This window comes from Mediterranea sp. ET5, assembly GCF_023337025.1.
Taxonomy (GTDB): Bacteria; Bacteroidota; Bacteroidia; order Bacteroidales; family Bacteroidaceae; genus Phocaeicola_A.
The window spans coordinates 39904-54356 of sequence record NZ_JAMBLN010000018.1; the positions used below are offsets into that span (position 1 = coordinate 39904).

Below are 14453 nucleotides of genomic sequence, written 5' to 3' on the forward strand. Positions count from 1 at the left end.
AGGGGACAGGCAGGGGCCGTCGGCTGGTAACGGACGACAAGCACATCGGGACGCGCATATTTCGACGGACAAAGCGTTGTAACATTCAAAAAATCATTTAACTTTGCTCCCGATATAAGCTTAACACACATACTATGAGAAAACTGATTGGACTGGCAGTCATTGCCTTAATGACTCTGCTCGTCATGCCCTCTGGACTGTCCGCAGCACAGCCCGAAGCGAAGAAGCGTTACAAAGTGTCCGTTTGCGACTGGATGATTCTCAAACGTCAGAAGATTGGCGAGTTCGCCCTGGCACGCGAACTGGGATGCGACGGCGTCGAGGTGGACATGGGCGGACTGGGCAAACGGGACACCTTCGACAACAAGCTGCGCTATCCGCACTTCCAGAAACTTTTCAGGGAGACCGCCCGGGAAAACGGGGTGGAAATCTCCTCCATCGCCATGTCGGGCTTCTACGGACAGTCCATCGTGGAGCGGGACAACTATGTGGACCTCGTGACGGACTGCCTCCACACCATGAAGGCAATGGACGTACGCACCGCCTTCCTTCCGCTGGGCGTCTGCAACCTGACGAAGAGCCCCGAGCTGCGCCCCGAGCTGGTGAAACGGCTGAAGGTCATCGGCGACCTGGCGGCACGTGAGGGACGCATCATCGGCATAGAGACCTCGCTTGACGCCACCGGGGACCTGGCGCTGCTCAAGGACATCAACTCGCCCGGCATCAAAATCTACTTCAAGTTCCAGAACGCGCTTGAGGCGGGACGTGACGTATGCACGGAACTGGAAATCCTCGGCAAGGACAACCTCTGCGAACTCATCCACTGCACCGACACCGACGGCGTGACGCTCGACCGGAACACGCGGCTCGACCTGCGGAAGGTCAAGCAGACCCTCGACCGCATGGGCTGGAGCGGATGGCTCGTCATCGAACGCTCGCGCGACACCGCGGACGTACACAACGTGAAAAAGAACTACGGCACCAACGCCGCCTACCTGAAGAGCATCTTCCAGTAGGCAGCAGCACGGACGCCACAGACCGAAGGCTGGATGAAGGCGAACGCCAACCCGACCGGCACCATGGAGGAACAGGACGGCACGTACGTCTACTGCACGCCGGAATAAATGCGACAACGTTTTCAATTGACAATTGATAATTGACAATTGTCAATTGAATATGTTGGACCGGACGACCCGACCGGTCGCCCCTACATTCCTTGAAATGTTTTGTTGATGGGATTTGGCGGTCGTGTCAATTTGTCAAAACGTCAAATGAATCGCCCGAGAAGGGGCTTCCTTGCACCAAAATACGAGTTGGTGACCACGGAGCGCCTTCTCGGGCGATTTGCGTTTTGCACCTTGACAACCTTTTTGCCTGTTCTCTTTCCTTCTGTTTAGCTCTTCTCTTCCTTTGTTCCCTTCCGTCGGTCTTTTCACACGGACGGACGCAATTTCACACATCGGGAATCATGCCCCTTCGGGCTCTAAAAAATGGGGACAGATGGCTGTTTTCGTACGGACGAACGACCACGACGGTGCGGACACGTCCGTACGGTGGTAGTCGTTCGTCCGTACGAAGCCAATCACAGGTGCTTTCGACCGTGGAAATGGGTTCGGCGGATGGTTTTTATGCGTTAGAAAGAGTGTAAATGTGTGAATAACGGTTTATTTTGATATGTTCTGACGGACGTATCTTAAAATATTTAACGCGCGATTTTCTAATTGAGACAAATTTGCGGATTTGTGCGTTACCTGAAAACGGCAAATTTGGAAATTGTGATGTTAAAACCAGGAAAATTGTGCCGTTTTGACAAACCGTTCATGGGGAAAATGTAGGGGCGACCGATCTGGTCGCCCGGTCCAACATATTCAATTAACAATTGATAATTGACAATGGACAATTATCGCCTTGCAGTCACATCCCCCACGCCGCAAGGTAATTGTCAATTGTCCATTGTCAATTGTCAATTGTGTTATGTCGCCCCTACATTCGCCGCCTTGCGGTCATATCCGCACGCCGCAGGGCAATTGTCAATTGTCCATTGTCAATTGTCAATTAAATCTCACCCGAAGCAGACTCCCATCCGTTTGCCTTGGACGATGAGGTCGGCATCGGGGGTGACCAGCTTCACCTTGCCCGCTACGTCGGTCAGCGGAATCGAAGAGATGGTGTCGCCCTGCAACGTCACCATGCGGCCGAAGCGGCGGTCGGCAATCAGCTCCACCGCATGACCGCCCATGAGGGTGGCAAGGTTGCGGTCGAATGACGTCGGGGTGCCACCGCGCTGCAGATAGCCCAGCACCGTCTCGCGCGTCTCGAAGCCCGTCTCATACTCTATCTCCTGCGCGATGTATTCACCTGCGCGCTTGCGGCTGTCGGCGTCGGTGTGGATGCCTTCCGCCACGACCACGATGCTGTAGGGCTTCCCCCGCTTGAGGCGGTCGATGATGACATTGCCCAGATTGCGCATCTTGTAGGGAAGTTCCGGAAGGAGGATGATGTCGCCCCCGCCCGCCATACCGCTGTGCAGTGCCAGCCAACCCGCCTCGTGGCCCATGACCTCGATGACCATCACCCGCTTGTGCGAGCTGGCGGTGGAGTGGAGGCGGTCAATCGCTTCGGTCGCTACCTCGACCGCCGAGTCAAAGCCCAGCGACGAGTCCGTCCCCCAGATATCGTTGTCGATGGTCTGCGGGATGGTCACCACGTTCACACCCATGGCAGCGATGCGCGCCGCCGTGTTCTGCGTGCCGTTCCCCCCGATGCACACCAGGCACTCGATGCCCTGTTGCTCGATGGTCTGCATCATGCGTCGGGCGTTCTCCGTCTGGCTGTCGCTCCCCCGGCGGGGAAAAAGCTTGACACGCGACGTCCCCAGCACGGTGCCGCCCATGCCGAGCAGTCCCGACAGGTTGTCCGTCCCGAACGGCTCCACATCGTTGTCGAGCAGCCCCTGGAAGCCGCTGTGGATGCCTACGACCTCCATACCATAATGATTGATAGCTATTTTGCTTACGCCGCGGAGCGTGGCGTTGATGCCCGGACAATCGCCCCCGGATGTCAGAATTCCGATTCTCATAACTAGCGTGTGTCTATTCGTTAAAACTTCACGGTAAAGATAGAGCTTTTCAAATCTTTATACTACTTTTGTCCGTCAAAAAGAACGAGAAAGAGTATGAACAGCCGCCTGCCCGGGCACTGACAGACCGGGCAGCATCCGTCCGCCGGACAGCCCGCAGGGACCCGCCGCGCGGCACGGGACTGTAAGTTGAGTTCACGGAACCCAAGTAAGCAATATTTCAAGACGAATGAATACGACCAGACTCATTGGAAAACTGTTTGCCCCCCGCCAGAAGGCACTCGACGCCTACGCCACCCGCGCCGTCGCGTTGCAGGATGCCGTGCTGCGCCGCCTCCTGTCCGAAGCGGCAGGTACCGAGTGGGGCAGGGCACACCAGTATGCAGGCATACGCTCCTACGAGGACTACCGCCGGCTGGTGCCCGTGCAGACCTACGATGATGTGAAACCCTATATCGAGCGCATGCGACACGGCGAGAGCGACGTCCTCTGGAAGGGGCAGGTGCGCTGGTACGCCAAGTCGTCGGGCACGACCAACGACAAGAGCAAGTTCATCCCCGTCAGTCCCGACGGTCTGAAAAGGATACACTACGCCGGCGGAACCGACTGCGTGGCGTCCTACCTGCGCAACAACCCCGACAGCCGCTTTTTCTCAGGCAAGGGGCTGATACTCGGCGGCAGCCACGCCCCGAACTACAACCTCAAGGACAGCCTGGTGGGCGACCTCTCCGCCATCCTCATCCAGAACGTGAACCCGCTGGTGAACCTCATCCGCGTCCCGAAGAAGGAAATCGCCCTGCTCAGCGACTTCGAGGTGAAGCGCGACCGCATCGCCCGCAGCACCATTGGGAAAAACGTCACCAACCTCTCCGGCGTCCCCTCGTGGATGCTCTCCGTGCTCCGTCGCGTGCTGGAGCTGACGGGCAAGGACTCCCTCGAGCAGGTGTGGCCGAACCTCGAAGTGTTCTTCCACGGCGGAGTGGCGTTCGCGCCCTACCGCGAGCAGTACCGCCAGCTCATCCGCAGCGACCGCATGCACTATGTGGAGACGTACAACGCCAGCGAGGGCTTCTTCGGCGTGCAGACCGACCCGACGGATGCCTCGATGACGCTCATGGTGGACTACGACGTCTTCTACGAGTTCATCCCGATGGACGAGTTCGGCAAGGCGGACCCCACCGTCGTCCCCCTCGAAGGGGTGGAGACGGGCAAGAACTACGCCATGCTCATCAGTACCAGCTGCGGCCTGTGGCGGTACCTCATCGGCGACACCGTCCGCTTCACCCGCAAGGACCCCTACCGCTTCGTGATTACCGGACGGACGAAGCACTTCATCAACGCCTTCGGCGAGGAGCTCATCGTCGACAATGCCGAGAAGGGGCTGGAGGTGGCATGCGCCGGGACGGGCGCACAGATTGCCGACTACACCGCCGCCCCCGTGTTCATGGACTCCGACGCCAAGTGCCGCCACCAATGGCTCATCGAGTTTGCCGTCCTGCCCGACTCGACCGAACGCTTCGCACGCATCCTCGACCGTGCGCTGCAACAAATCAACTCAGACTATGAGGCCAAGCGATACAAGGACATCACGCTCCAGCCCCTCGAAGTGGTCGTGGCGCGGAAGAACCTCTTCCACGACTGGCTCAAGGAGAAGGGAAAGCTCGGCGGACAGCACAAGGTGCCCCGACTGAGCAATACGCGTGAGTACATCGACGAACTGCTACGCCTGAACCGATAAATGACAATGAACCGCAAGAAACATACCCACCTGTTGAAGACGCTCGCGGGGGCCCTGGGCATCCTGCTTGCCCTCCTGGCGTACGCCTGTGCCAGCCCCGGTACCCCCGACGGGGGACCCTATGACGAAGACCCGCCCGTGCTGCTGAAGTGCTCGCCCGAACTGATGGCGACGAACAACAAGCAGAAGAAGATCACCCTGACCTTCGACGAGTTCATCAAGCTGGAGAACGCCAACGAGAAGGTCGTCGTCTCCCCGCCACAGATTGAGGCTCCGGAAATCAAGACCAGCGGAAAGAAGGTCGAGGTCGCCCTGCTGGACTCCCTCCACCCGAACACCACCTACACCATCGACTTCTCCGACGCCATCGTCGACAACAACGAGGGTAACCCGCTGGGCAACTTCGCATTCACCTTCTCCACCGGGGAGCGCATCGACACGCTGGAGGTCTCGGGGACCGTCCTTGACGCCTCGAACCTCGAACCCATCAAGGGCATCCTCGTCGGGCTGCATGCCGACCTGGCGGACTCTGCCTTCGTGACCCGCCCCTTCGACCGCGTCGCCCGTACGGACAGCCGCGGACGCTTCACCATCCGGGGCATCGCGCCGGGAACCTACCATGCCTACGCCCTCCAGGACGTGGACCAGAACTTCGTCTTCTCTCAGAAAAGCGAGATGATTGCGTTCTCGGACGACTCCATCTGTCCGTCCTTTGACTTCCGCACACGCAAGGACACCCTCTGGCTCGGCGCCGACAGCATCGCCATCGACACCATCAAGGAGGTGCAGTACACCCACTTCATGCCCGACAACATCGTGCTCCGCGCCTTCACCGAGCAGGCGGTTACCCAGTACATGACCAAGAACGAACGCCTCGTCCCCTGGAAGTTCTCCCTCTTCTTTGCCGCGCCGGCAGACACCCTGCCGACCCTCGAAGGCATGAACTTCGACGCACACGACGCCTTCATCATCGAGAAGAGTGCGAAGAACGACACCATCGACTACTGGATCAAGGACTCCCTCGTCTACAACATCGACACCCTCCGCATGCGCGTCACCTACCTCACGTCGGACACCCTCAACCGGCTCGTCACCCAGACCGACACCCTGGAACTGGCACCGAAGACCACCCGGGAGAAGATAGCCAAGGAGAAGGCGGACAAGCTCGCCGAGTGGAAGAAGGAGCTGGAGAAGAAGCTCAAGCGACGCAAGAAGAACGACAGCATCCCCATCGATACCGTCCCACCCGTTGAGTACCTCAAGGTCACCGCCGGCGCGCCCTCGCCCCTGGAGCTGTACCAGAACATCAGTTTCGCATTCGACGAGCCCCTCGCCGCCATCGACACGTCCGCCTTCCACCTGCACGAGGTGGTCGACTCGGTAGACGTGGAGGTGCCCTTCGTCTTCCGTCAGAAGGAAGGCAAGCTGCGCGAGTATGAGCTGCTCGCCGAGTGGCACCCCGGAGCGGAGTTCAAGCTGAAGGTAGACTCGCTGGCATTCACCGGACTGTACGGGCTCTCGTCCGACAAAATCGAACAGAACATCAAGGTCCGTCCGCTGGAGGAGTACGCCTCCCTCTTCCTGAACCTGCCCGGCGCCGACACCACCGCCATCGTGCAGCTGCTCGACGCCCAGGACAAGCCCGTCCGCCAGGCACACATCGCCGACGGGCGCGCGGAGTTCTACTTCGTCAACCCCGGGAAGTACTACGTCCGCCTCTTCTACGACCGCAACGGAAACGGTGTCTGGGATACCGGACTCTACGAGGAACACCGTCAGGCGGAGGAGGTCTTCTACTACCCGCAGCCGCTGGAGCTGAAGGCACAGTGGGACGTGGAGCAGGACTGGAACCTCAACGCCGTCCCCGTCGACCGGCAGAAACCGCTGGAAATCACCAAGCAGAAGCCCGACGAGAAGAAGAGCGTGCGGGGACGCAATGCTGAACGTGAACGCAATAAAAGGAAATAGGCTATGAAACGAATCATTTTGCTGTGCCTCTGCATGCTGGTTGCCTGGTCCGTCCGGGCACAGTACGAGGCGGAGAACAAAGCCTTCAAGGCTGGAGAGCGTGTGACCTACGACCTCTACTTCAACTGGAAGTTCGTCTGGGTAAAGGCGGGGACTGCCGAAATGGCAATCCACAACACGACCTATCACGGCGAGCCTGCCTACCGCACGTACCTCCAGACAAAGGGAAACAAGCGTGCGGACTTCTTCTTCGTCATGCGCGACACGCTGGAGAATGTCATGTCCCAGAAGCTCGTCCCCTACTTCTTCCGCAAGGGTGCGGAGGAAGGGAAGCACTACACCGTCGACTCGGTCACGTTCACCTATAAGGACGGCAAGAGCCACATCCGCCAGTCGCGCCACCGCCGGGGCCGTGACCCCAAGTTCGCCAACGACGTGACGGACTACTGCGTCTACGACATGCTGAGCATCCTGGCACGTGCCCGTTCGTTCGACCCGACGAACTACCGCGTGGGGCAGAAGATACGCTTCCCCATGGCGACAGGTTCTGCCATCGAGGAGCAGACGCTCATCTTTCGCGGACGGGAGGTGGTGGATGCGAACGACAAGCACGACTACCGCTGCCTGAAATTCTCCCTGGTGGAGTACAAGGATGGTAAGGAGAAGGAGGTCATCACGTTCTTCATCACCGACGACGCGAACCACCTCCCCGTGCGCCTGGACATGTACCTGAACTTCGGCAGCGCCAAGGCTTTCCTCACGGGCGTACACGGCAACCGCCACCCCATCACCTCACGGGTCAAATGAGGCATCGGACAGAGCCGCCTGTTTATTTTGTCAAAACGACACCATTTACCGGATTTTAGCATCACATTTTCCTGATTCGGCGTTTTCAGCTAACGCGCATTTTCGCAAAATCGTCCCAATTAGAAAAACGCGCGTTAACTATTTTAAGATATGTCCGTCGGAACGCATCAGAATAAACCGTTATTCACACAATTATACTCTTTCTAACGCAGAAAAAGCATCCTTCGCACCCATTTTCACGAGCAAAAGCACCTATGACTGGCTTCGTACGGACGAACGACTACCGTCGTACGGACGTGTCCGCACCGTCGTAGTCGTTCGTCCGTACGAAAACACCCACCTGTCCCCATTTTTTAGAGCCCCAAAGGGCACGATTCCCAATGTGTGATTTTGCGTCCGTCCGTGTGAAAAGACCGACGGAAGGAAAGAGACGGGAGGAGAAAGGAGACAGAAGGAAAGGGAACCGACGGAAATCCCGTCACTATGCAAAACGCAAATCGCCCGAGAAGGCCCTCCGCGGTCACCAATCCGTATTTTGGTGCAACGAAGCCCCTTCTCGGGCGATTCATTTGACGTTTTGACAAATTGATACAATCGCCACATCCCATAAACAAAACATTTCTCAAAATGTAGGGGCGACCGGTCTGGTCGCCCGGCCCAACGAACGGATGTGCACACACGCCGCAGGGCAATTGTCAATTGTCCATTGTCAATTGTCAATTGAATCGGTGCCAACGAATAACGCCGGGCAATTGGACCGGGCGACCAGACCGGTCGCCCCTACATTCACCGCCTTGTGGTCTCGTCCCCACGCCGCACGGCAATTGTCAATTGTCCATTGTCAATTGTCAATTGAACCGTTCTCCTTCCAGCGTTGCAGCAGGGCAGGCAGGCTCGTATCCTTGAGCACGACCTTCTTGTCGGCGTCGAGGAGGTAGAGCGACGGCATCGCCTTGAGGTCATAGAGCGGCGTGTCCTTCACGGCGCACGCCGTGTCCGTCGCCACGGTCCAAGTGTGGGGCAGCAGGGGAGCAGTCTCGCGCCACACCTCCTGATTGCCCTCGGTGTAGACCGCCAGCACGCGCAGTCCGCCCTTGATGCGGGCAGCCAGCTCCTCGGACGCGACGAGCGCCTGGAGCGTCGCCTGGCAGTGCTCGCACTCGGGGTCATAGAACACCAGCAGCAGCTCCCGGGCAGGGGTGGCATGCAGCGACGAAGGCTCTTCGCGCGGATAGAGCAGGAAGGGGAAGTCCGTCGCCGGGGTGCCCGGACGGTTCTTGGCGATGAGGTCCAGACGGAAGGTCAGGCGGCTCTTGTCAGCATAGCCCACGGACGGGAGGGCGAGCAGCGGACGGACGAGGGTGGCGTACAGCTCCTCGTTCACGTAGGGGGAGTTGGGGTCGTAGAGGTACTTCTCGGCGTTAGTGAGCAGGAAGGTGAGGGCAGCAGGATGGGGCGCGGCACGCTTCACGAGCGAGTCGAGCGCAGCCCCGGCGTCACCGGGGAGTGCCTGCGGCAGAAGAGCAATGAAGTTCGCAAAGCCCTGCTCACCCACGTCGGGGTTGGTGAGGGAGGTGGAGTCGGAAAAGTCGAACTCGTCCCAGAAGTGGCGCACGAGGAACGCCAGACGTTGTTCCGGTTCGGTCATCAGGTCGGGAATCTCGGGGAAGACGAACGTTGTCGGCTTGGCAGGAGCAGTCTCCGCAGCCTTCCGTCCGCTGGTGCCGCCCCCGCAGGCAGCGAGGGCAAGGGCAAGGATACATAAGGTGATGGTTCTCATAAATGTGTATGTGGTTTGTGGATGGTCTGTCGGTCGTCGGACGGACGTCAGTCGATGACCCACGCCGGGTCATGCGGACGGGTGTCCTGCGGACGGTAATGGAGCGACGCACTGTCGGGGATGGCGATGCGGTAGCGCCTCCGGGAACGGTTCTGGAGCGTGTAGCCCTGTATCCAGGGGTTCGCCTCCTTGAGCTGACGGACGAGCAGTCCGTGTTCGCGTGCGAAGTCGGTGAGCGAGGCGATGGGGGTGTCCACCTCCACGTAGGTGTACTTCAACGGGGGATAGAGCTGGCTGCGCCGCAGGCAGAACCCGAAGCGGCGGGGATTGGCGAAGAGCTCCTTCGCGGCGAGCAGGCGGAACATGTAGCGCGTGGTCTCCTTGTTGAGCCACAGGTCGGTCGCGCAGTCCGCCTCCTGACGCTCCAGCTCGCGGGAGATGCGCCCCTGCCCGGCGTTGTAGCTGGCGGCTACGGTGAGCCAGTCGCCATAGCGTGCATAGGCATCCTTGAGGTAGCGGCAGGCGGCGCGGGTCGCCTTCTCCACGTGGTAGCGTTCGTCGATGTGGTCGTTGACCTCCAGCCCGTACTGCCGTCCGGTGGCTTCGATAAACTGCCACAGCCCGGCGGCATGTGCCGGCGAGTACGCCCGCTCGTCGAGGGAGCTCTCGATGACAGCCAGGTACTTGAGGTCGTCGGGCACTCCCTCCTGACGGAGGATGGGTTCGATGACGGGGAAGTAGCGGTTGGCACGTTTGAGGGCCAGCAGGGTGGAGGCGTGCATGTAGGTGAAGGCACACTGTTCGCGGTCCATGCGTTCGCGCAGGTCGGCGCGGTCGAGCCTCAGCGTGTCCCCGGCGAAGACGACGGCGTCCGGGACGTCGGGCGACACGGTGGCGAAGGGGAGTTGGGACTGCGGCACGTCGCGCTCTCCGGTGGAGAGGCAGGCATAGAGTGCCGGCAGCGCGACTCCGGCAACGAGGAGCAGCAGGGCGTAAAGCGTTCGGCTGAATAAGTGCGGTTTTATCATGTCAGGGAGTGTTTGTGCCACAAAGGTAAGGAGAAAAAGCCGATTCAGGTGACAAACCTACAAGGAAACAAGGAGAAAAGTGGGACCTGCCCGCTCCCGCCGACGCCACAAAAAGCGGGAAAACTCTTGACTAAGCGGCGGAAATTCCGTTACTTTGCACCCTGGAACCGAGGCCTTGACATGCAGCCGGGGCGACGGATGTGCCTGCATCCTTCCGCGTGTGCGGCAGCGGGTTGCCCGCCCTTCGGCATTACGGGACTGACTAATAACTTCTAGAATACCTATGCAAGAAACAGAGCTGATTGCAAAGACCTTCCAAGGACTGGAGGAGGTCTTGGCCAAAGAGTTGACTCAACTGGGAGCCAACAATATCGAAGTAGGAAGACGAATGGTGTCGTTCACCGGCGACAAGGAGATGATGTACCGGGCGAACTTTGCCCTGCGTACCGCCATCCGCATCCTCAAGCCCATCAAGCACTTCACGGCGGGCAACGCCGACGAGGTGTACAATGCGGTCAAGGAGATTGCCTGGGAGGACTACCTCACGCCGGAAGGGAGCTTTGCCGTCGACGCTGTGGTCTTCTCCGACGAGTTCCGACACTCGAAGTTCGTGGCGTACCGCGTCAAGGATGCCATCGTCGATTACTTCCGCGAGAAGACGGGCAAGCGTCCGTCGGTGCGCATCAATAACCCCGACCTCTCCCTCAACATCCACATCGCACAGGACCACTGTACCCTCTCGCTCGACAGCTCGGGCGAGTCGCTCCACCGGCGCGGCTACCGCCAGGAGGCGGTCGAGGCACCGCTCAACGAGGTCCTGGCGGCAGGCATGATTCTCCTCACCGGCTGGCACGGAGAGTGCGACCTCATCGACCCTATGTGCGGGTCGGGAACCATCCCCATCGAGGCGGCGCTCATCGCGCGGAACATCGCCCCGGGCGTCTTCCGCAAGGAGTACGCGTTCGAGAAGTGGGGCGACTTCGACCGGGAGCTCTTCGACAAGGTCTATAACGACGATTCGCAGGAACGCGAGTTCTCCCACAAGATTTACGGCTACGACATCAACCGCCACGCGAACGAAATAGCCACACGCAACGTCAAGGCTGCCGGACTGAGCCGCGACATCGTTCTCCAGGTCAGACCCTTCGAGGAGTTCGAACAGCCGACGGAGAAGGCCATCATGGTGACCAACCCGCCCTACGGCGAGCGCATCACGACCGACGACCTGCTGGGACTCTACCGCACCATCGGCGAACGCCTCAAGCACGCCTTCTCGGGCAATGAGGCATGGATTCTCAGCTACAGGGACGAGTGCTTCGACCAGATAGGGCTGAAGGCTTCGGAAAAGATACCACTCTTCAACGGCGCTCTCGCCTGCCAGTTCCGCAAGTACCAGCTCTTCAGCGGACGCTTTAAGGACTACATGGAGACCAACGCCGACGACTTCCGCGCTTCCCGTGGCGACCATCCGGGCGAGTTCCGTCCGCGTCGCGACCTGCGCAGCCCCCGACGTCCCGACGACAGCCGCCGCGAACGTCCCGACGGAGGACGACGCCCCCGCCAGGGCAACGACCGTCCGCCCCGCTACGGCGAGAACCGGCGCGAACACCCCGACGGCGGACCACGCGGACGCTACGGCGACAACCGCGGACGCCGCCCCTACGACACACGCGACTCACGAAAGCCTTTCGATCAAGAGAATAAAACCAACCGTTATGAGAATCAAGATTAATCTGCTGCCGGCGCTGCTCCTGCTGTCGGCAGTTACCACCATGGCACAAGAACTCAAGCGCTTCACGCTGGAGGACCTCATCCCCGGCGGTAGCAACTTTTACAACTGCTCCACCAAGAACCTCTACGACGTCCAGTGGTGGGGCGACCGCTGCATTGTCCCCGATGCCGAAGAAGTCAAGGCGGTCAACCCCCGGAGCGGACGGGAAAGTCTGCTCTTCAATCTCGTCGATGTCAACGAGGGCATCCTGTCCTACACCGGGGCGAAGCTGCCGCGGGTACACAGCCTCTACGGCGTGCGCTTCCCGGACGCCCGGCAGCCCATCGTGATGCTCCGCTTCCCGGAACACATCGTCTACTACAACTTCTCCATCCGCCAGGTCGACCATCTCATCGGCATTGACCGCGCAGCCGCCAACGCCGACATCGCCCCCGGCGGACGCGCCGTCGCCTATACGCTGGGCGACCGCCTTCTGATACGCCGCACGGGCGAGAACAAGCCCATCGACCTCAGCCCCGAGTTCGCCGACCCGGCGCATGCGCCCAAGCCGCACGACATCGTTTACGGCCAGGCGGTGCACCGCAACGAGTTCGGCATTACGAAAGGGACCTTCTGGAGCCCCCGGGGAAGCCGTCTCGCCTACTACAGGATGGACCAGAGCATGGTGACCGATTACCCACAGGTCAACATCGACACCCGCATCGCCACGCTCGAGCCTGACAAGTACCCCATGGCCGGGATGACCAGCCACAAAGTCACCGTCGGCGTCTACGACTTGGCGACGGGGAAGAATGTCTACCTCGATGCCGGAGACCCTACCGACCGCTACTTCACCAACGTCAGCTGGTCGCCGGACGAACAGAAGCTCTTTCTCATAGAGCTCAACCGGGACCAGAACTACGCCCAGCTCGTCCGCTACGACGCCACGACGGGCAAGCGCGAAGCCGTCCTCTACGAGGAGATACACCCCAAGTACGTGGAGCCGCAGTTCCCGCTGACCTTCCTCCCATGGGACGACACGAAGTTCATCTACCAGAGCCAGCGCGACGGGTACAACCACCTCTACCTGTTCGACACCTCCGCTCCCTGTGAACCGACCATCAAGAACACCGACAACGGAGGCACCTGCCGCGAGAGCCTGCGCGTCACCCCGCTCACCCAGGGCGACTGGCTCGTGCAGAGCATCGTCGGCTTCAACGAGAAGAAGAAGGAGGTCTACATCGCCAGCACCGAAGTGTCGCCCATGCAGACCAACATCTATGCCGTCAGCCTGAAGAACGGCAAACGCCGTCCCGTGGGCAATAGCGAAGGAGTCCATCACGTGCAGCTCTCTGCCGACGGCAACTACCTCATCGACAACTACTCCACCCCGACCGTGCCGCGCAACATCGACCTCGTCGCCACCGCCGACGGACGGACCACGAAGAACCTCTTCCGCGCCGAAGACCCCTGGAAGGGATACGACGTCCCCACCATCGAGACAGGCACCATCAAGGCGGCTGACGGCGTGACGGACCTCTACTACCGGCTCATCAAACCCACCGGCTTCGACCCGTCGAAGAAGTATCCCGCCATCATCTACGTCTACGGAGGACCGCATGCGCAGATGCTTCAGAACAATTTCCGATACGCCGCACGAGGCTGGGACATCTACATGGCGCAACAAGGCTACGTCATGCTCACTTTGGACAACCGGGGCAGCTCCAACCGCGGACTGGCGTTTGAGAACTGTACCTTCCGTCAGCTCGGCACCGAGGAGATGAAAGACCAGATGAAGGGCGTCGAACTGCTCAAAAGCCTCCCCTACGTCGACGCATCCCGCCTCGGCGTGCACGGATGGAGCTTCGGCGGATTCATGACCACAAACCTCATGCTCACCCACCCCGACGTCTTCAAGGTGGCAGTGGCAGGAGGACCCGTCATCGACTGGCAGTACTACGAGGTCATGTACGGCGAACGCTACATGGACACCCCCGAGGCGAATCCTGACGGCTATAAGAACGCCAACCTCAAGCTCCGCGCCGGCAACCTGAAAGGGCGGCTGGAACTCATCATCGGCGGAAACGACCCCACGTGCGTGCCACAGCACACCCTCTCGTTCATCCGTGCCTGCATCGACCAGGGCACGCACCCCGACCTCTTCATCTACCCCGGTCAGGGACACAACATGGTCGGCCGCGACCGTGTCCACCTGCACGAACACATCACCCGATACTTCGAAGAGCACTTGAAATAACCCCTCTCCGGGACTCCGCACCGTCCGCGAGCCGTCCGCCGGCAGGGATGCACCACGCAACGCCCCGTCGGCGGACGTCCGGCCG

The 14453-nt window shown here is 60.0% G+C and carries 9 protein-coding genes; 6 read left to right on the forward strand and 3 right to left on the reverse strand.

Going from position 1 to position 14453, the window contains the following annotated elements; all coding sequences use genetic code 11:
- Nucleotides 1–170 precede the first annotated feature (170 nt).
- A complete protein-coding gene (locus tag M3087_RS11115) occupies nt 171–1016 on the forward strand; it encodes a sugar phosphate isomerase/epimerase family protein (RefSeq protein WP_249095775.1) in 846 nt (281 codons plus the stop codon).
- Between the two features lie 1046 nt (nt 1017–2062).
- On the opposite strand, the gene M3087_RS11120 is transcribed toward M3087_RS11115, so the two are convergent.
- Entirely contained in the window at nt 2063–3079 is a 1017-nt protein-coding gene (locus M3087_RS11120; protein ID WP_106484004.1) for an ATP-dependent 6-phosphofructokinase, read from the reverse strand.
- Between the two features lie 229 nt (nt 3080–3308).
- Between M3087_RS11120 and M3087_RS11125 the strand changes: the two genes are divergently transcribed.
- The 3 genes from M3087_RS11125 to M3087_RS11135 are packed head-to-tail and all read left to right on the forward strand — an operon-like array spanning nt 3309 to nt 7592.
- Nucleotides 3309–4817 (forward strand): GH3 auxin-responsive promoter family protein, encoded by a 1509-nt coding sequence (locus tag M3087_RS11125; RefSeq protein ID WP_022385921.1) that lies wholly within the window; start codon nt 3309–3311, stop codon nt 4815–4817.
- Between the two features lie 6 nt (nt 4818–4823).
- The gene (locus M3087_RS11130) at nt 4824–6785 is read left to right on the forward strand and encodes an Ig-like domain-containing protein (RefSeq protein WP_249095737.1); all 1962 of its coding nucleotides are present in this window, start codon (nt 4824–4826) and stop codon (nt 6783–6785) included.
- A 3-nt stretch (nt 6786–6788) separates the two neighbouring features.
- Nucleotides 6789–7592 carry a DUF3108 domain-containing protein gene (locus tag M3087_RS11135; RefSeq protein ID WP_249095739.1) on the forward strand — a complete coding sequence of 268 codons (804 nt, stop codon included), beginning with the start codon at nt 6789–6791 and terminating at the stop codon, nt 7590–7592.
- 841 nt (nt 7593–8433) lie between these two features.
- Here M3087_RS11135 and M3087_RS11140 read toward each other — a convergent pair.
- Nucleotides 8434–9372 (reverse strand): DUF5106 domain-containing protein, encoded by a 939-nt coding sequence (locus tag M3087_RS11140; protein ID WP_249095743.1) that lies wholly within the window; start codon nt 9370–9372, stop codon nt 8434–8436.
- Nucleotides 9373–9419: 47 nt separating this feature from the next.
- The gene (locus tag M3087_RS11145) at nt 9420–10397 is read right to left on the reverse strand and encodes a lytic transglycosylase domain-containing protein (RefSeq protein WP_410797061.1); all 978 of its coding nucleotides are present in this window, start codon (nt 10395–10397) and stop codon (nt 9420–9422) included.
- A 286-nt stretch (nt 10398–10683) separates the two neighbouring features.
- Here M3087_RS11145 and M3087_RS11150 point away from each other — a divergent pair, with 286 nt between their 5' ends.
- Nucleotides 10684–12132 carry a class I SAM-dependent RNA methyltransferase gene (locus M3087_RS11150; protein WP_249095747.1) on the forward strand — a complete coding sequence of 483 codons (1449 nt, stop codon included), beginning with the start codon at nt 10684–10686 and terminating at the stop codon, nt 12130–12132.
- Entirely contained in the window at nt 12116–14368 is a 2253-nt protein-coding gene (locus M3087_RS11155; protein ID WP_249095749.1) for a DPP IV N-terminal domain-containing protein, read from the forward strand. Before M3087_RS11150 ends, M3087_RS11155 begins: the two co-directional genes overlap by 17 nt.
- Nucleotides 14369–14453 lie beyond the last annotated feature (85 nt).